This window comes from Oxalobacter paeniformigenes (assembly GCF_027158465.1).
GTDB lineage: Bacteria > Pseudomonadota > Gammaproteobacteria > Burkholderiales > Burkholderiaceae_D > Oxalobacter > Oxalobacter paeniformigenes.
This window is the reverse complement of the sequence record NZ_JAMKYL010000001.1, coordinates 215,351-233,669: the sequence shown is the minus strand read 5'-3', so window position 1 is coordinate 233,669 and position 18,319 is coordinate 215,351. Positions and strand designations below refer to the sequence as shown.

Annotated in this window: 15 protein-coding genes and 1 tRNA gene; 4 read left to right on the top strand and 12 right to left on the bottom strand. The window is 53.0% G+C overall.

The features are described from left to right. Window positions 1-18 precede the first annotated feature (18 nt). From mreD to NAI64_RS01070, 3 genes are all read right to left on the bottom strand, one after another. A complete protein-coding gene (mreD, locus tag NAI64_RS01080; RefSeq protein WP_269296935.1) occupies window positions 19-534 on the bottom strand; it encodes a rod shape-determining protein MreD in 516 nt (171 codons plus the stop codon). Between the two features lie 5 nt (window positions 535-539). Continuing rightward, entirely contained in the window at window positions 540-1,463 is a 924-nt protein-coding gene (gene mreC, locus NAI64_RS01075) for a rod shape-determining protein MreC (protein ID WP_269296933.1), read from the bottom strand. 93 nt (window positions 1,464-1,556) lie between these two features. Next, window positions 1,557-2,600, bottom strand: a complete 1,044-nt coding sequence (locus tag NAI64_RS01070) for a rod shape-determining protein (protein WP_269296931.1) — start codon at window positions 2,598-2,600, stop codon at window positions 1,557-1,559. A 184-nt stretch (window positions 2,601-2,784) separates the two neighbouring features. Here NAI64_RS01070 and gatC point away from each other — a divergent pair, with 184 nt between their 5' ends. The 3 genes from gatC to gatB all read left to right on the top strand — a co-directional run bounded on the left by gatC (window position 2,785) and on the right by gatB (window position 6,141). Further along, window positions 2,785-3,087, top strand: coding sequence for an Asp-tRNA(Asn)/Glu-tRNA(Gln) amidotransferase subunit GatC (gatC, locus tag NAI64_RS01065; protein ID WP_269296929.1), 303 nt, complete (start codon window positions 2,785-2,787; stop codon window positions 3,085-3,087). A 57-nt stretch (window positions 3,088-3,144) separates the two neighbouring features. Next, window positions 3,145-4,596 (top strand): Asp-tRNA(Asn)/Glu-tRNA(Gln) amidotransferase subunit GatA, encoded by a 1,452-nt coding sequence (gene gatA, locus NAI64_RS01060; RefSeq protein ID WP_269296927.1) that lies wholly within the window; start codon window positions 3,145-3,147, stop codon window positions 4,594-4,596. A gap of 66 nt (window positions 4,597-4,662) precedes the next feature. Then, window positions 4,663-6,141 carry an Asp-tRNA(Asn)/Glu-tRNA(Gln) amidotransferase subunit GatB gene (gene gatB, locus NAI64_RS01055; RefSeq protein ID WP_269297973.1) on the top strand — a complete coding sequence of 493 codons (1,479 nt, stop codon included), beginning with the start codon at window positions 4,663-4,665 and terminating at the stop codon, window positions 6,139-6,141. A gap of 67 nt (window positions 6,142-6,208) precedes the next feature. Here gatB and NAI64_RS01050 read toward each other — a convergent pair whose 3' ends face one another. The 5 genes from NAI64_RS01050 to NAI64_RS01030 all read right to left on the bottom strand — a co-directional run bounded on the left by NAI64_RS01050 (window position 6,209) and on the right by NAI64_RS01030 (window position 13,428). Continuing rightward, window positions 6,209-9,538: a bifunctional diguanylate cyclase/phosphodiesterase gene (locus NAI64_RS01050; RefSeq protein ID WP_269296925.1), complete on the bottom strand. Its 3,330-nt coding sequence runs from the start codon at window positions 9,536-9,538 to the stop codon at window positions 6,209-6,211. A 136-nt stretch (window positions 9,539-9,674) separates the two neighbouring features. Beyond that, window positions 9,675-10,070: a DUF192 domain-containing protein gene (locus NAI64_RS01045; RefSeq protein WP_269296924.1), complete on the bottom strand. Its 396-nt coding sequence runs from the start codon at window positions 10,068-10,070 to the stop codon at window positions 9,675-9,677. Window positions 10,071-10,846: 776 nt separating this feature from the next. Further along, the gene (locus NAI64_RS01040; protein ID WP_269296923.1) at window positions 10,847-11,110 is read right to left on the bottom strand and encodes a hypothetical protein; all 264 of its coding nucleotides are present in this window, start codon (window positions 11,108-11,110) and stop codon (window positions 10,847-10,849) included. Between the two features lie 692 nt (window positions 11,111-11,802). Next, window positions 11,803-12,162: a hypothetical protein gene (locus NAI64_RS01035; protein WP_269296920.1), complete on the bottom strand. Its 360-nt coding sequence runs from the start codon at window positions 12,160-12,162 to the stop codon at window positions 11,803-11,805. Window positions 12,163-12,312: 150 nt separating this feature from the next. Further along, window positions 12,313-13,428, bottom strand: a complete 1,116-nt coding sequence (locus NAI64_RS01030; protein ID WP_269296918.1) for an alkene reductase — start codon at window positions 13,426-13,428, stop codon at window positions 12,313-12,315. Between the two features lie 205 nt (window positions 13,429-13,633). Here NAI64_RS01030 and NAI64_RS01025 point away from each other — a divergent pair, with 205 nt between their 5' ends. After that, a complete protein-coding gene (locus NAI64_RS01025) occupies window positions 13,634-14,134 on the top strand; it encodes an alpha/beta hydrolase (protein ID WP_269296916.1) in 501 nt (166 codons plus the stop codon). A 57-nt stretch (window positions 14,135-14,191) separates the two neighbouring features. On the opposite strand, the gene NAI64_RS01020 is transcribed toward NAI64_RS01025, so the two are convergent. The 4 genes from NAI64_RS01020 to rpoD all read right to left on the bottom strand — a co-directional run bounded on the left by NAI64_RS01020 (window position 14,192) and on the right by rpoD (window position 18,214). Next, window positions 14,192-14,524 (bottom strand): hypothetical protein, encoded by a 333-nt coding sequence (locus NAI64_RS01020; protein ID WP_269296914.1) that lies wholly within the window; start codon window positions 14,522-14,524, stop codon window positions 14,192-14,194. A gap of 383 nt (window positions 14,525-14,907) precedes the next feature. Then, the gene (locus NAI64_RS01015; RefSeq protein WP_269296912.1) at window positions 14,908-15,459 is read right to left on the bottom strand and encodes an alpha/beta fold hydrolase; all 552 of its coding nucleotides are present in this window, start codon (window positions 15,457-15,459) and stop codon (window positions 14,908-14,910) included. Window positions 15,460-15,642: 183 nt separating this feature from the next. Continuing rightward, a tRNA-Ile gene (locus tag NAI64_RS01010) sits at window positions 15,643-15,719 on the bottom strand. Window positions 15,720-15,736: 17 nt separating this feature from the next. Further along, window positions 15,737-18,214 (bottom strand): RNA polymerase sigma factor RpoD, encoded by a 2,478-nt coding sequence (gene rpoD, locus NAI64_RS01005; RefSeq protein WP_269296910.1) that lies wholly within the window; start codon window positions 18,212-18,214, stop codon window positions 15,737-15,739. Between the last annotated feature and the right edge of the window lie 105 nt (window positions 18,215-18,319).

The window sequence follows — 18,319 nt, the reverse complement described above, 5'->3', positions numbered from 1 at the left end:
GCAAAAGACGTAACGGCATCATATGGAACGATCCATGTCCGTATCGACGGAACGACGCTGCGGTGCCAGAAGAATCATGGTCACCACCGGCCACAGCATGGCACCGACGCAACTGTCTATCAGATACAACCAGCTTGAAATGTGATGGCCGACGATATGCTGCACCAGAATCTGTATCAGCTGGGTGGCCAGCAACAGCATGAGAATATACCAGACCTGTTTTTTCAACGGAAACCAGAGAACCCGCCGGTGCAATGTGATCGCGAAATAGCTCAGCAAAGTATAAGCCAGCGCATTTTCGCCAAGCAGGGTAGCGTCATTGACATCCATGAGCAGACCCATACAAAACGCAATACCGATCCCTACACGCTGAGGCTGGTGTATACCCCAGAAAACCAGAACCAGCGCAACGAAATCCGGCACGCCGATCCAGTGTCCCCATGGCTGGAGATTGAGCATGAACGCAACAAACAGGCTGAATGCGATAAAAACCGGGCTGACAGGCAGCAAAATCCTTTCCGGAGTCCGTTTCATGCCGATCATTTTCCCTTTCCTGCATCACTTTGTTGCGGAGTTTCACGCTTGCGGGTCGTAACCGTCCGTTCGCTGGTCGTCGGACGCGGCGTAACGTTCGTATCGGAGAGCAAAACCAATACCTGCCGATTCCTGTTGATCCCTGCCGACGGCTCGCAAATGATACCCCTGAACGAATCATCGCCATTGTCATGCATCATGGCGACCCGGCCCACGGCCAGTCCGGGCGGATATACCCCGTCGATTCCCGACGTAACCAGCAAATCGCCTTGCTCGATATCGGCATTGGCCATCATGAAACGCAATTCCAGATACCCCTGTTGCCCTTTCCCGTAAGCGACGCTGCGTTCCCCGCTGCGTGCATTCAATACCGGAATAGCCTGATCCTTGTCGGTCAACAGTGTCACTTCACAAGTCGTCAGATAGACTTCCGTCACTTGCCCGATCACACCGTTTTCATCGATAACCGGCTGTCCCGGAAGCACACCATCACGTGATCCGCGATTCAACACCACCTTGCGCACAAAAGCATTGCGCGCGTCATAGAGAATTTCGGCAGGAACGGACTTGACCTTGAGTTGCTGGCTCATACCCAGCAATTCACGCAAGTGCCGGTTTTCGTTTTCCAGAAACGCGACGCGCTCAAGCACTTGCGCATCCTGTATTTCCTTCTCGCGCAACCTGTCGACTTCATCATGCAATTCGCTTACCGACGTCAGATATTCGCCAGTCAGCTCAAACAGGTCGCGCGGCACCATGGCCATGCGCTGGACGGGATAAATCACCATACCGATCACATGGCGCACCTTGCCCAGCATTTGCAAACGGGCATCGACAAGAAGCAGCACAATGGCAGCCACCACGAAAATGATGACTTTCACTCGTGCAGGAGTACCCTGTTTGAAAAGAGAAGGCGGGCCGTATTGCATGGGAACATTCGCTGCCGGACAGCTGAAACCGGCGTCATCAGCATGGTGCCGGTCATCGCACAAAAGCACATGACCGGGCACATCGCTATTTATTTATTCATAGGAAAAAACCGTTTCGAATTCGTCGATTTTTTCAAGCGCGATACCGCAACCACGTACCACGCAAGTCAACGGATCCTCTGCGATCAGTACCGGCAAACCGGTTTCTTCCATCAACAGACGGTCGATATCGTGCAGCAGTGCGCCACCACCGGTCAGCATCATGCCTCTTTCGGCGATATCAGCGCCCAGCTCCGGCGGAATCTGTTCCAGTGCGTTCTTGACTGCGGAAACGATATTGTTCAGCGGATCGGTCAAGGCTTCCAGAATTTCGTTGCTGGAAACCGTAAACGCCCGTGGGATACCTTCTGACAGGTTACGGCCCTTGACTTCCATTTCCTTGATTTCCGTACCCGGAAAAGCGGAACCGATCGTCTTTTTGATCGCTTCGGCAGTCTGTTCGCCGATCAGCATGCCGTAATTGCGCCGGATGTAATTGACGATCGCTTCATCGAACCGGTCGCCGCCGACACGAACCGACCCCTTGTACACCATGCCACCCAGCGAAATGATACCGACTTCCGTCGTACCGCCACCGATATCGACCACCATCGAACCGGTCGCTTCGGAAATCGGCAATCCGGCACCCAGCGCTGCCGCCATCGGTTCCTCGATCAGATACACCTTGGATGCCCCCGCTCCCAGTGCCGATTCACGGATGGCACGGCGTTCGACCTGTGTCGAACCGCAGGGAACACAAATGATAATGCGCGGCGACGGACGGAAAAACTTGGAATTATGCACCATCCGGATAAACTGCTTGAGCATCTGCTCCGTTACGGTGAAGTCCGCAATCACCCCGTCTTTCATCGGCCGGATCGCTTCGATATTGCCAGGCACCTTCCCCAGCATCTGCTTGGCTTCCTTGCCGACTGCCTGAATGCTTTTCTTGGACCCCGAATGCCCGTCGTGCCTTATCGCAACGACCGAAGGTTCATCCAGAATGATGCCGGCATTCCTGACATAAATCAGCGTATTGGCCGTACCCAGATCAATCGCCAGATCATTTGAAAAATAACCGCGTAAAAATCCAAACATGAACAATCCCGATATCTAAAAAACCGTATGGCAAAACCGCCGAATCCACCTGAGCAGGCAAATCGCGAATTCAGGTGCAACTATGCAATAACCGCACATTCTACCTTATAATTTACGGGATATATCCGATGTTCGGCACCGAATTGCCGATCACTCCGAATTTTTTTGTAACAGTCAAATCATTATGCCTCTTGAACTCTCCGATGTGGAACGCATCGCCCGGCTGGCACAGCTGGAAGTCTCCGACACACAGTTAAGAAAAACGGCCGAACAGCTAAACGACATCCTCGCCATGGTGGAACAGCTGCGCTCCGTCGACACCACCGGTATCGAACCGCTGGCACATCCCGTCTCTGCATACAGGGATGACGTTTCCCTGAGATTGCGGGACGACGCCGTCACGGAAGAAAACCACCGTACCGAATACCAGGCCTGTGCACCCGCTGTCGAAAACGGGCTGTACCTCGTTCCCAAAGTCATTGAATAAGACCGCGGGCGGCTCGTACCGCATTCCGCGACTTCAGCGATTCCATTGCCATTTACCATGCATACAAAAACTCTATCGGAACTGTCTGCCATGTTGCAGACCAAACAGATTTCCGCAACCGAACTGGCCAAACTGTTTCTGAAACGGATCGGCGAAAGCGACCTGAACGCTTTTTTGCATGTCGATGAAGCCCTGACGCTCAAACAGGCCGCAGCCGCCGATGAACGGATCGCGCGTAACGAAGCGCATCCCCTGACCGGCGTCCCGATCGCACACAAGGACATTTTCGTCACGAAAGACTGGCGCTCCACCGCCGGCTCGAAAATACTGGCCAACTACACCAGCCCTTTCAACGCTACCGTCGTCCAGAAACTGCTGGATGCAGGGATGGTCAATCTGGGCAAGCTCAACTGTGATGAATTCGCCATGGGCTCAGCCAATGAAAATTCGTATTTCGGTCCGGTTCGCAATCCCTGGGATACCGCTGCCGTTCCTGGCGGTTCGTCCGGCGGTTCCGCAGCTGCAGTGGCCGCACGCCTGACGCCTGCAGCCACTGCAACCGATACCGGCGGCTCTATCCGCCAACCATCGGCCTTTTGCGGCGTGACCGGTATCAAGCCGACCTACGGCCGCGTCTCGCGCTTCGGCATGATCGCTTACGCCTCGTCGCTCGATCAGGGTGGTCCTATCGCAAAAACCGCCGAAGACTGCGCATTACTGCTCAACGAAATGACCGGTTTCGATCCCAAGGATTCCACGAGCATCGAACGCCAGCCTGAAGATTTCACACGAACCCTCAATGAACCGCTCAACGGATTGCGCATCGGTGTACCGGGTGAATATTTTGGCGAAGGGCTGGCCGACGAAGTCGCACAACCGATCCGCACAGCACTTGCCGAATTCGAAAAACTGGGCGCGAAACTCGTCGATATTTCCCTGAAAAACACGCCGCTTTGCATTCCTGCCTACTACGTCATCGCACCGGCGGAAGCCTCGTCGAACCTCAGCCGTTTCGATGGTGTCCGTTACGGTTTCAGGGCGGAAAACTATACCGACATCCAGGACATGTACCGCAAAACCCGTTCGGAAGGCTTCGGAGACGAAGTCCAGCGCCGCATTCTGGTCGGCACCTACGTTCTGAGCCATGGTTACTATGACGCCTACTACATTCAGGCACAGAAAGTCCGCCGCCTGATCGCACAGGACTACAAGGACGCTTTTGCACAATGCGACGTCATCATGGGACCGGTTTCCCCGACCGTCGCATGGAACCTCGGCGACAAGGCCGACGATCCGGTCGCCAACTATCTGGGTGACATCTTCACCCTGTCGACGAACCTTGCCGGCCTGCCGGGCATGTCGATTCCATGTGGCTTCGGTCAAGGCGAACACGCGAAACGTCCTGTCGGATTGCAACTGACCGGCAACTATTTCGACGAGGCACGCCTGCTCAACATCGCCCATCAATACCAGCAGGCGACAGACTGGCACATGAAGTCTCCGGTCTGATCGGCACGAAGCGGGCCGTGAACACGGCCTGCAAAATAAATATTCCGGCGGTCTATCCGTCACACCATCAAAGGAAACACTATGCAGTGGGAAGTAGTCATCGGTCTTGAAACACATGTACAACTTTCGACCGTATCCAAAATCTTCAGCGGCGCATCGACACACTTCGGCGCCGAACCCAACACCCAGGCATGCCCGGTCGATCTGGCGCTACCCGGGGTTCTGCCTGTCATGAACCGTGGTGCCGTCGAAAAAGCCATCCAGTTCGGGCTGGCTATCGGTGCGCACGTCGCCCCCCTTTCGGTTTTCGCACGCAAAAACTATTTCTATCCAGACCTGCCAAAGGGTTACCAGATCAGCCAGTTCGAAAAACCGGTCGTCCAGGGCGGAAAAATCAATTGTGTCGTCGAACAAAAAGGCAAGGACAGCTATATCAAGACCGTCAACCTCACACGTGCCCATCTGGAAGAAGATGCAGGCAAATCCCTGCACGAGGAATTCGCCGACATGACCGGTATCGACCTGAACCGTGCCGGGACTCCCCTGCTGGAAATCGTGACCGAACCAGACATGCGCAGCGCCGCCGAAGCGGTCGCCTATGCCAAGGCCCTGCACTCGCTGGTTACATGGCTCGGCATGTCCGACGGCAACATGCAGGAAGGCTCTTTCCGCTGCGACGCCAATGTCTCCGTCCGCCCTGCCGGATCGGACGTACTGGGCACGCGCTGCGAAGTCAAGAATCTCAACTCCTTCCGCAATCTTGAAGAAGCCATCAATTACGAGGTCGAACGCCAGATCGAACTGATCGAAAGCGGTGGACAAGTCGTCCAGGCCACACGCCTCTACGACCCGGACAAACGCGAAACCCGTGAAATGCGCACCAAGGAAGACTCCGATGACTACCGCTATTTCCCGGATCCCGATCTGCCGCCGCTGGTCATTTCGCAGGAATGGATCGAACGAGTCAAAAGCGCCATGCCCGAACTGCCGGACGCCATGCGCCAGCGTTTCGTCACCGACTACGGCTTGCCGGAATACGATGCGACTGTGCTGACGCAATCGAAAGCCATGGCGGCCTACTATGAACAGCTGGTCGCTCTGACCGGAAAACAGCTCGCCAAGCAAAATGCCAACTGGCTGATGGGTGATGTCTCGTCCGCACTCAACCGTGAAGGCATCGACATTGCCGACGTACCGGTCAGCTCCGAACAACTGTCGCTGCTGATGAAACGTATCGCTGACAACACGATCTCCAACAAAATCGCCAAGGAAATTTTCGGCGTACTGTGGGAAACGCACCCGGCCGAAGCCGACGCCGTCGACCGCATCATCGACGCCAGGGGACTGAAACAGATTTCGGATACCGGCGCCATCGAAAAAATCATCGATGAAGTCCTTGCCAACAACACCCGTTCCGTCGAGGAATTCCGTGCCGGCAAGCAAAAAGCCTTCAACTCGCTGGTCGGACAAGTCATGAAAGCCACCCGCGGCAAGGCCAATCCTGCGCAAGTCAACGAACTCTTGCGCAAAAAACTCGCCGGCTGACGATAATCTTCACCTCATGAAAAAGGCCTGCTTTTGCAGGCCTTTTTTCTTGCATACCGTGCGCCCCTCATGACACTTCACGATCACGCTTTTCCAGCCATACTTCAAACTCTGCCGCCGGCAGCGGTTTCGAGAACAGATACCCCTGACCGAAATCGCATCCCGCATCCGCCAAAAGCTGTTTCTGTTCCCCGTTCTGGACACCTTCGGCGATTACCTGCATATCCATCTTGTGCGCCATCACGATCATCGTCTCGCACAACGCCATATCCTTCGGTTCGTTTTCGATATTCCGGACAAATGCCTGATCGATCTTGAGATAATCGATATCGAATTTTTTCAGATACGACAGCGACGCATAACCGGTACCGAAATCATCCAGTGCGATTTCCATGCCACGCCGGTGGAACTCGGCAAGCTGCGTCATGACATGCTGGTTCGACACCAGCAACACCCCTTCCGTAATTTCGATGACCAGTGCATTGCCAGGCAAACCGAGACGATCCAGTTCACCGAACCAGTCCGAATAATCCGCCTTGCTCTGGAACAGTACTGGCGAGACATTGATACTGATCTGGAAACCGGCATGGTACCGGCTGCGCCACCGAACAGCCTGCGCCGCCACCTCACGGAATACCCAGTCAGATATCGCGCCGATCAGCCCGTTTTCTTCGGCAATCGCAATGAATTCGCCTGGACTGACCAGACCACGCAAGGGATGATGCCAGCGGATCAGCGCCTCGGCCTTGCGTACCCGTCCGGAAGAAAGATCGACAATCGGCTGGTAAAGCATTTCGAACTGGCATTCCTCGATCGCCACACGCAAATCGTTGGCCAGCCTGATCCGCTTTTGCGCCGCCTCCTGCATGGACGCCGTAAAATACCGCATCCGGTTGCGTCCCGCCTGTTTCGCGGCATACAAGGCCTGATCTGCATTTTTCAGCAAGGTGTCGATATCGACACCGTCATCGGGATAAATCGTCATTCCCACACTGGCCGAAAGATACGCCACTTCGTCATTGAGGCTGAAAGGCCGCGCCAGCGACCGCAAGATCTTTTGCGCGATCTTTTCAGCCGCCGGCAAACCGGGCAGATCCGTCAGAATGACGGCAAACTCGTCACCTCCCAGCCTCGAGACCGTATCGACATTACGCACACATTCCGCAAGCCGTCCCGCCACATCGGTCAACAACACATCGCCCACATCATGACCCAGCGTGTCATTGATATCCTTGAAATTGTCCAGATCGAGAAACAGCAACGCCAGTTTCCTGCCCGACTGGCCGACCTTGACCGCTTCCTGGTGGAGACGATCCAGGAGCATCCGGCGATTGGGCAGCCCCGTCAGGAAATCGAAATTGGCCTGTCGCCAGATCATGTCTTCCGCCTCTTTCTTTTCGGTGAAATCCTCGGAAAGCACGACATAGTAACGAACGGCTCCATCCTCGTTATAAATGACATTGATCGTCAGCCAGGCCGCATACAATTCCCCGTTCTTTTTCCGGTTCCACAATTCGCCACGCCAGACACCCTTTTCACGAAGCTCACGCCACATCGCCTTGTAAAACGCCTTGTCCTGACGACCCGAGCTCAAGATACCGGGATTTTTACCCAGCACTTCATCCGACGTATAACCGGTGATCCGTTCAAATGCCGGATTGACTGCCAAAATCTCGTTTTGGGCATTCGAAATCAGAATGGCTTCACTGGAATTTTTGTATACCAGTGCACCCAGCTGCAATCGTTCCTCGTCTTCCTTGCGACGTGTCATGTCACGCGCGATCCCCAGTACACCGACCAGACGGCCGTCCTGAGTTCTGACCGGCGCCTTGATCACATCAAAGAAAACCTGTTTTCCGGTTTTGACATCCTTGATCCATTGCTCCATCATGCCAGGTTTGTCTTCCCTGATGATGCGTTCATCCTCCGCGCGGACCATATCAGCAGACAATTTATGCGGCAAATCGTCATCTGTCTTGCCGACGATCCGTTCCGTATCCAGGCCGAAAAAACGCTCGAATGCCTGATTGCACGCCAGATAAACCCCTTTCGTATCCTTGAGCCATATCAGATCGGGAATGTTCTCGAACACACTCTTTAAACGCGCCTCGCTCTGCGTCAGAACGGCATTGAGCGTATGAAGATCCTCTGTCCGCTTCTCCACCAGTTTTTCCAGGTTGAGCAGCAGCAATGTCCGCATTTCCTGAAGTCTGACCATCGAAACGACACCCAGAAAAAACAGAACCAGCAACACCAGTGAAATAGCGATGATTTTCGTTCCCAGATAGAACAGATCGGCGTTATACACATTCATCGGCAACAGCGTAACGACCTTCCACTTGTAGGAACTCACGTCATGCGAGCCCAGACCACCGGAAAAAATCTCGCTACTGCCCTGACTGGTCTTGACCCCCTTTTTCAGCGGCGACATGGTATTGAAAGACCACAAACCTTCCGCCGTCACGAATTGCCCTTCATCGGCCTGCCGGATCCGATCCCATGCCTGCGGATAACGCTGTGCCATACTCAGTTCGGGTTTGTTGAACATAAACCCGAATTCGTCTCCTGCCGAAGGCCCCTTGAGCCAGTATCCTTCCTGATTGACCATCCATGCCGCATTGCCGCGCATACTCGTGAGTTGTTCAAAACGTCCGAGCATCGAACCGGCATAATAATTCAGCAGCAAAATACCCCGTTTCCGCCCATGGTCGTCAAACACCGGCATACCGAAACGGATAGTCGGAACGTAAGGCTTCTCGATATGATCGTTCTCGATATTCAGATCAAGCGGAGAAACATACATCTCCCCCTCGTTCAGGACATTGGTATCCTCGAAAAAATAGCGTTCCCGCCGATCCTGCAACTTGTCTTTCGGGATAACGGATGCCTTGTTGTCCACATAATTGATACGCAACCGCTCGATACCGTTCTCGTCGATCCAGCGGATTTTCTGGTAAACCTGTTTTGCCTCTGCAAACGCTATCCAGTCAGCAGCGACATTGTCCAGATTGGCCTTGTCCGGACGATTCACCATTTTCCGGAAGTCTGAACTGGAATACAGCACTCTGACATCCTGCATGACATACTCGAGACTGCGATTGATCGATACCACGCCGACCATCACCGTTTCGTGTTCCATCTTCCGGTTTTCTTCGTGGATGAAATGCAGCTGGGAACGATAATACAAATAACCGCCGCCACAAATAAGCAGGGCGACCGGCAAAAAAATCAGCAGCAGCCGTAAAACGGGATGCCCGCCTCTGACCGGTTTCTCCAGCCACTTTGTCAACGCCTGCTTCATCGTCAGTACATCCCTGAAACTGTTCGTTTGCGGCAATGGTGCCGCATCACCTGACATGGGCGCGACATGCCGCATGCCGGATACAGCATCTGTCACGGAAAATCGCGTCCTCCCGATCCGATGTCACGTCATTTATGACGAGCTTGCCACCGTGACGACCTTGCCGTCCATATGGAAATATTAACGTCTTTTCAACAAGACCGGTACCCTGCACTTCACGGGATACAGGCCGTTATTGCGGCAATCCCGAAATACGGCTGCCCGGTTTCAGACCGTTTTTCCGGAACCACCCGGCATTCATTTCAAGCGCATAACGAATCCAGCCTGCACTGCAATGGGAATCCGTCGTCAGCGGTGCCATTTCCTCGATATTGACGATGGTTCCGTCATAGTCGATAAAAGCCACTGACAGTGGAATCAACGTATTCTTCATCCACATACAGGAACGTGCCGGCCTGTCGAAGACAAACAGCATACCGTTGTTTTCCGGCAAGGATTTTCTGTGCATCAGACCCTGTTCACGCTGTGCATCTGTTGCCGCCACTTCGGCATGAATCATTTTCTTGCCTGCACGCAGCGTCACTGTATCGAAACGGACATCGCCCTGACCGGCCGCATACCCGTTCATGAAAGGAAATCCTGCCAAAACAGCCGCAAACACAAAACTACAGAATCTGTACATCATCCCCCCCTGACAGAAAAAGGCATTCTACCTGACAACATAAAAAAAGCGGGATAAATCCCGCTTTTTTGCAACTGTATACCGTCTTACCGCCCCGGTCTGCCATGAGGCCCTGGTCTTCTGTCAGGACCCGGTCTTGCATGAGGACCTCTTCTGTCAGGACCCGGTCTTGCATGAGGACCTCTTCTGTCAGGACCCGGTCTTGCGTGAGACCCTCTTCTGTCAGGCCCCGGTCTTGCATGCGGTCCCCTTCTGTCAGGCCCTGGTCTTGCATGAGATCCTCTCCTGTCAGGACCTGGTCTTGCATGCGGCCCCCTTCTGTCATGGCCCGGCTTGGCATGCGGTCTCTGTTTGGCATGCGGCGCCGGCCGATTATGAGGTCCCGGTTTGCCATGCGGGGGCGGCGCAGCGAAAGCTGCACAGGCAAACAGGGCCGCTACCAGAGCAGCAACAATCTTCTTCATGTACGGACTCCTTCTCTCTGTCAGTGTTATCAAATATTTTTCTTGTCAAAACCAGGCTGAACAAGCTACTACTTGTAAATAACGCAATATTTCCGGTTAAGTTGACATGACAAATGTAACAAATGTAACAAGCCCATCTGTTCCGACACACCATGGACACCCATCACAATAACACCCGAATCATCCATGCCATCCACTATACGAAACGGCATAAAAAAAGCGGGATGATTCCCGCTTTTTCATAACCGCGAAAAACGATTATTTGGCAGCCGGTGCCGGAGCATCAGCCTTGTCTGCAGCCGGTGCGGCATCTTTCTTTACCTGTTTTTTGGCAGTCGTAGCCTTTTTGGATTTTTTGACCGGTGCAGCTTTCTTGGCATTCATGGCCGGAGCGGCTTTTTCGGCAGCAGGTGCTGCTTTTTCAACAGCAGGTGCGTCGGCCTTGTCGGCAGCTGCCGGAGCAGCAGCGAAAGCAGCGGAAGCAAACAAACCCGAAATTACAACAGCAACCAATTTTTTCATTTTCAAAATTCCTTAAAGAGAGTGGAAAAATTACCAATCCGTTTGGATCATCCGCATTAACGACACTGGCATCACAACGGTTGACACCTTTTTCCCGGTTATTTCACGTATCTGCACGATGCTTGCGAAAAATCATGAAATTTCGCAATTACCATTCAGAATCAACAAATTAGAAAAATCATGCACAAGCGGGCCAATAAATACCCTGCCTTTCATACAAACCGGAAAAATCATTTTCCGATTCATATCCTTTACAGAGGTCGCTTTTTCGCCGTCACGCTTGTTGTCTTGCCCATTTCCGGCGCCTTTTCTTTCCCATCCCGGCCGATACAACCGGTGGTTTCCAAAACCCAAATACCATCCCGGAAACCGTGGGAAACTGGCAAGTCCAAAACCGCGACAGCGATCATCTTTTCATGCGTTATCCTTTCACTTGATCAAACACGAAACATCCGGATGAACTGTTTGTACTAACGAATATGTGTCCGTGACAGTTGACGATTCTTGCCGGAAAAATCGTAACATTTGTAACTCTATCGCCCATCAAGACACCCTCGTTCCGTCGCCACCACATACCCCTTTGTCCGGCAAGACATGTCCTATACGAAATACCACCGGAACGTGGTACCTTTCCCTTTCGACAAACAACAAAAGGCAGGAACATGTCCTGCCTTTTTACCGAAACCGGAAAATTATTTCCCGATAATTGCATCTTTCGACGGCAACAGCTTGCCTGCTTCGGCAGGTGCCATCTTCAGCGCATCACCGGAACCGGGTTTTCCGGCATCTGCCGGAGCAGCGTCTGACATACCCGCCGGAGCGGCTTTGTCTGCCTGCACAGGAGTCGCATCAAGTGCATCCGCCGGTGCTGCTTTATCTGCTTCGACAGGTGCAGCCTTGAGTGCATCTGCAGGTTCGATCTTGCCCGCTTCGGCCGGCGCAGCCAGTTCGGCCTTTTCAGGTATAACCGATGCCTTTTCGACGACAGGTGCAGCAGCGAAGGCGGCGGATGCGAACAGTCCGGAGACCAGGATAGCAATAACTTTCTTCATTCGTATTTCCTTCTGTTTTTCAGTGAAACAATAATCCTGACGGATTACCTGTTTTAACGAATGTCCTATCCTGACGGTTGACGAATGACATGTAAGAATTCGTAACAAATGTAACAAACGTCGCTTAACACGCATTATCTGCTGTCATCTTCACACTTTATGCGATGCACTGTCTTTCAGTGACGGATAATCCGTATAGCCTTTGGGCCCTTCGGTATAAAACGTGGCGCGATCCGGAACATTGTAGGGACCGTTTTGCCGGATACGATCCACCAGATCGGGATTCGCAATATAGAGTCTGCCGAATCCGATCGCATCCGCCAATCCATCTTGCAAGGCCGCCTCGGCTTTTTCGCGCGTATATTCGCCGGCATAAATCAGTGCGCCAGAAAAAGTCTGCCGAATTTTCTTTTTGAATGTATCCGTCAACGAAATACCTCCTACCCAGCTCGGCTCGGCAACACTCAGATACGCGATATCGCGTTTGCCGAATTCTGACGCAAGATACAAAGCCATCTCTTCCGGTTCGGAATCATCGATCCCGTTGATATTGAAGTAAGGAGAAATCCGCACACCGAGCCTGTCGCAAGGCACCACTTCCAGCATGGCATCCAGCACTTCAAGCGTCAGTCTGGCACGGTTTTCCAGCGAGCCACCATACCGGTCGGTGCGACGATTGGTATTTGTCGCCTGAAATTGCTGGAGAAGATAACCGTTTGCCGCGTGTTCCTCGACAAAATCGAAACCTGCGCGAACCGCGCGTGCGGCAGCATCGCGATATTGCCTGACAATCCGGCCGATTTCTTCAACGGAGAGGGCCCTGGGAGGATCACACGGCACAAAAGCATGCTCTCCGTTTTCCAGCACGATATGGCATTTCGTACCTTCTGCAGCGATAGCCGATGGTGCGACCGGCGCTCCGCCGTTCTGGAAATACGCATGAGACACCCTGCCGACATGCCATAGCTGTGCAGAAATTCTGCCGCCATTGGCGTGTACGGCTTCAACCACCTTTTTCCAGCCTGCTTCCTGAGCATCGGTATACATTCCCGCCGAACCGGCATACCCCTGCGCTGAACGCGAAATCTGAGCCGCTTCGGAAATAATCAGGCCCGCGGAAGCACGCTGTGCATAATATTCGGCATTGAGCGCCGTCGGTACATTATCGGGTTCCGCCGTCCTGCAACGTGTCAGCGGCGCCATCACGACACGATTCGCCAACTCCGTATGACCGATCTTCACTGGTGTCAGCAACTTCAATTCCATCACGATCTCCTTTCATTTTCCGAACAACGGCACATACCGGCCGGCATCCATTTTGCATCCGATTCCGTACAGTCTGCCACAGAAACGGATATCCGCACATACAGACCTGTCTATCATGACTTTTCGGCATCATCTTGTCGCACCCGACGAACAATTCCGCATACAATCACCAATGCATCTTTCGCAACCCTCAAACAGACGACATATGAAACCACTGATTCACTTCGTTCACGGAAAAGAAAGCGGCCCATGGGGCACGAAAATACGGTATCTCGCAAACATCGCAGAAAAAATGGGCTACGATGTGGAAAGCCTGAACTACTCATCGACTACCGACCCGGAAATCCGTGTCGGCATGCTCGTGGATGCCTGCCGCAAGCGACCGGCAGATTATCTGGTCGGCTCCAGCATGGGCGGATGGGTTGCCATGACTGCCAGCGCATCGATTCCCGTCAAGGGACTGTTCCTGCTGGCACCGGCCATCGATATCCCTGGCTATCCGCCATACCGGCTGGGTTGTCCGGGCAATGCCATCGAAATCGTCCACGGATGGCGCGACAGCCTGATTCCCGCAGCCAACGTCATCCGCTTCAGCCAGAACACCCTGTGCACGCTCCATCTGGTCGACGACGAACACCGCCTCAAGAATCGTCTTGCGCAAACCGGCCACTATCTGACGTCGTTTCTGGAAAGAATGAAAGAATAGGCTCCGCACCATAAAAAAACGGGAACGATGTTCCCGTTTTTTTATGTCCTGATACATTCACTGTTTCGGCTTGTTCACCGGAGGGGGAGACGCCTTGCTGCCATCCTGTGGAATCGGACGCGTCGTCAGATACAACAACATCGCGATGGCAATCGCGAAAATCACCCACAATCCGACCAGTGACCCCGTGGAAGGCGGTTCCATGTCAGGTGGAGGAAATGTCGCGAAACAGGCATAAAAGAAAAACAGCGCAGGGAAAATACCGATCAGCACACCAAATGTGTGCGCGACTCCCTTGCGTGCCCCCTTGCGCATATTGTGCTTGTACAAACGATGCCATCCCCACGCAAAAATCAGGACTGCCGCAACAAAAGCGAAAATGGTAATCATGGTAATATCCCCGCCATTATCGAATGACTCCGAAAACATTGCCTGCCTTCACGGCACAGCCGCCCTCCGGGAAAATCTGCTTTCCTGTCCCGCCGGCAGCATTCCCGGCTATTGTGTTTATATAACCCATCTTTTCCCGTTTCGCAACTGCACACCACACAAACCACGCCGGTTTCATCATAAAAAAGGAACTTGCAAAAACCGCATTCCTTCGTTATCTGACACGCTCACGGAAACCAGAACCGGCAACCCCAAAAAACATAAGAGCATCCACCAGAATAAACGCCATTAAATCAGGGAATTAAAACAAAGCCACATAGGCATGCCGCAAAGTATGCATACAAGCTGGCTGATTTTTGACCCAAAACATACACATGTCCCATTTACACAATCAATTTGTCGAGCAATTGACCGACAAACACTTTTGGCAACATATGACCGGCATCAGGCACAATCGTCACCGTTGCACCTGTATGCCGAAACAACTTGCTGACACTCGCAGGATTGCTCTGCCAATCATCCTGTCCCACGTATATTTCCAACCGATCAGGAACGACGAATCGCCCTTCCCGTGCCAAAACAAACAATTTGTCAGCACGTGGCGGACTGAAATACATCATGATTTCAGAATCACAGAATTCACCGACGATTGGCGATAACAAAACGACCCGGCCCACATATTTTGGCAACTGCAACTGCGCGTGAAGAAAAAGATATGCACCAAACGAATTCGCGATAACCAGACTCTCTTCCGTCCAGTGTCGAGCCATAAGATCCTCAGAAACAAGATCAATCTGATTTTGAAAATCAAGTCTTCTGAATTCGCCTGATAACTCTCGCCCATCCAGCTGTACTTGTCTGGCCAAAAGGGCAGCTCCCAGGCCTTCAACAAGGCGACCACCCATACCCGTCAGATAATAAACAGATCTGGACACAATAACACCAAATCGATTGGCGCCGAAATTGTGGCGCACTCCGCCTGACTTTCAGCGATTTTCACTCACGGACTGAACCGCGATCCCAATCCTGCCCGACAATGAAAAATGTGAACGATCCCGGTATGTGTACATACCGTCAAAAAAACAGGACTGCTGTTACAAGCAGTCCTGTACGTTGTATGGTGGGCCCACCAGGACTTGAACCTGGGACCAAAGGATTATGAGTCCTCTGCTCTAACCAACTGAGCTATAGGCCCTGTTGCTACCTAACCTGTCAATTGCTTTCCAGGAAACTTTTAAGTTTATCCGATCGTGACGGATGACGCAATTTCCGCAGAGCCTTTGCCTCGATCTGGCGAATACGTTCGCGGGTCACGTCAAACTGTTTGCCAACTTCTTCCAGCGTATGATCCGTCGACATTTCGACGCCGAATCGCATCCTGAGCACTTTCGCTTCCCGTGGCGTCAACGAATCCAGCACATCCTTGACCACACTGCGCATCGAGGCATGCAATGCCGCATCGGCCGGCGCCAGCGTATTGTTGTCCTCAATGAAGTCCCCCAGATGCGAATCATCGTCATCCCCAATCGGCGTTTCCATCGAAATCGGTTCTTTCGCGATCTTCATGATCTTGCGGATCTTGTCTTCAGGCATATCCATTTTCGCCGCCAGCGTTGCCGGATCCGGTTCCGAACCGGTTTCCTGAAGAATCTGCCGCGAAATACGATTCATCTTGTTGATCGTTTCGATCATATGCACCGGAATACGGATGGTACGTGCCTGATCGGCGATCGAACGGGTGATCGCCTGACGAATCCACCATGTCGCATATGTCGAAAACTTGTAACCACGACGATATTCGAACTTGTCGACCGCTTTCATCAAACCGATATTGCCTTCCTGAATCAGATCCAGGAACTGCAAACCACGATTGGTATATTTCTTGGCGATCGAAATGACCAGACGCAGGTTCGCTTCCGTCATTTCCTTTTTCGCCTTGCGCGCACGCATTTCACCGGCAACCATCTTGCGATTGATTTCACGCAAATCCGTCAGCGGCATACCGATCCGGTTTTCGATATCGACCAGTTTCTGCTGCAATTCCTTGATCATCGGTACATTGCGGGACAAAATCTCGCTGTACGGATGATTGGCGCCGACTTCCTCGTCGACCCATTCCATATTCGTTTCATTGCCCGGGAAGGTCTTGATAAAATGGGCACGCGGCACACCGCACTTGTTGACCGCCACATTCAGGATTTCGCGCTCGATCTGCCGGACTTCCTCCATCTGCTCGCGCAGGGTATCGCACAGCTTCTCGATAAAACGCGCGGTAAACCGCATACCCAGCAATTCTTCCGAAATGCTGTCATGTGCCTTTATATAGGCCGGCGAATTGTACCCATCCTGCTCGAAAGCACGCTGCATCTTCTTGAAATGCTTCTCGATCAGCGCAAATCTTGCCAGTGCTTCCTCTTTCAGTTTTTCAAGCTGCTCGGCCGAAAAACCGGCAGCCGCACCGCTGGCCGAACCGCTGTCGCTATCGTCCTCGTCAGAATCGTCGTCTCCTTCGCCATCCTCATCGTCATCGGTATCATCGGCATCGTCCTGATCGTTGTCGGAAGCAGCGACCATCGGAGGCGTATTATCCTCTTCATCCGCCATGCCATCGACCACTTCATCGATCTTCACTTCATCCTTGCGGATTTTTTCAGCCTGCTCGATGATTTCCAGAATGGTTGTCGGACAGGAAGAAATCGCCTGGATCATGTCCTTCAGACCTTCCTCGATCCGCTTGGCGATCTCGATTTCCCCTTCACGTGTCAACAGTTCGACCGATCCCATTTCACGCATGTACATGCGAACCGGATCGGTGGTTCGTCCGAAATCTGAATCGACGGTCGAAAGCGCCGCTTCAGCTGCCGCTTCGGCTTCCTCATCGCTCGTCACCGTCACAACATTGTCGGTCAGCAGCAAATCTTCCGCATCCGGCGCATGCTCATACACCGAAATACCCATGTCGTTGAACGTGCTGATGATCCCCTCGATCGCATCGGGATCGATCACATTGTCCGGCAGATGGTCGTTGATTTCCGCATAAGTCAAAAACGAACGTTCCTTGCCCAGCTTGATGAGCATTTTCAGGCGTTCGCGCCGACGTTCCAGTTCTTCTTCCGTCGCCTCCGAATCACCCGCCAGCGCATCTTTCAGCAAAGCCTTTTCCTTGGCCTTGCGATCCTTGGCGCGCGCCTTGTCCGCCGCCTTCATTTCGGCACGTTCCACGGCATTCAGTGCCGCCACTTCCTCGTTTTCCGGCTGGAAATCCTTCGGTTTGCGTCCACGCCGTCCCGGCACCTTCACGGCCGGCAATACATAACCCGACGTATCGATTGCCGCCAGTTGCGCGGCATCGGTCGTGACCACCGTCGCAGAGCCATTTCCCTTGTCGGAAACCGACTCAGCCTCCTGCACAACAGCCTGCCGCGGTTTTCTGCCACGCGTACTTTTGACCTTGACAACAACACCTTCCGGCGTCACCGTTTCGCTGGCGACAGCTTTTTTGCGCCCTCTTTTCGGGGCTGCGTCATCGGAAACCGGTTCAGCGGACACCTCGGATGGATGCGCCTGGTCTGCCGCATTCATACCGGATGCAGTATCCTCGCTCTGTTTGCGCCGGCCACGCCGTTTGACGGTAATAGTCGTACTGTTCGTTTCATCTGTCCCTGACCGGGATTTATCTGATTTATCCATGTCGTCCGTTGTCCGCTCGAAAATCCATCACACCGGAAACCACCGGTATTACTCAGACGATACCGGGCATGTTGCATCTATGAGCATATATGCAACACATCCCGA

Bases quoted from the DNA above. Each gene is read 5' to 3' on its own strand.
- NAI64_RS01045 (WP_269296924.1), bottom strand. From the start codon at position 10,070: ATGAACGGGTATGCGGCCGGTCAGGGCGATGTCCGTTTCGATACAGTG.
- NAI64_RS01025 (WP_269296916.1), top strand. From the start codon at position 13,634: ATGAAACCACTGATTCACTTCGTTCACGGAAAAGAAAGCGGCCCATGG.
- mreD (WP_269296935.1), bottom strand. From the start codon at position 534: ATGAAACGGACTCCGGAAAGGATTTTGCTGCCTGTCAGCCCGGTTTTT.
- NAI64_RS01035 (WP_269296920.1), bottom strand. From the start codon at position 12,162: ATGAAGAAAGTTATTGCTATCCTGGTCTCCGGACTGTTCGCATCCGCC.
- gatA (WP_269296927.1), top strand. From the start codon at position 3,145: ATGCATACAAAAACTCTATCGGAACTGTCTGCCATGTTGCAGACCAAA.
- NAI64_RS01070 (WP_269296931.1), bottom strand. From the start codon at position 2,600: ATGTTTGGATTTTTACGCGGTTATTTTTCAAATGATCTGGCGATTGAT.
- NAI64_RS01030 (WP_269296918.1), bottom strand. From the start codon at position 13,428: ATGGAATTGAAGTTGCTGACACCAGTGAAGATCGGTCATACGGAGTTG.
- rpoD (WP_269296910.1), bottom strand. From the start codon at position 18,214: ATGGATAAATCAGATAAATCCCGGTCAGGGACAGATGAAACGAACAGT.
- mreC (WP_269296933.1), bottom strand. From the start codon at position 1,463: ATGCAATACGGCCCGCCTTCTCTTTTCAAACAGGGTACTCCTGCACGA.
- NAI64_RS01020 (WP_269296914.1), bottom strand. From the start codon at position 14,524: ATGATTACCATTTTCGCTTTTGTTGCGGCAGTCCTGATTTTTGCGTGG.
- gatC (WP_269296929.1), top strand. From the start codon at position 2,785: ATGCCTCTTGAACTCTCCGATGTGGAACGCATCGCCCGGCTGGCACAG.
- NAI64_RS01040 (WP_269296923.1), bottom strand. From the start codon at position 11,110: ATGAAAAAATTGGTTGCTGTTGTAATTTCGGGTTTGTTTGCTTCCGCT.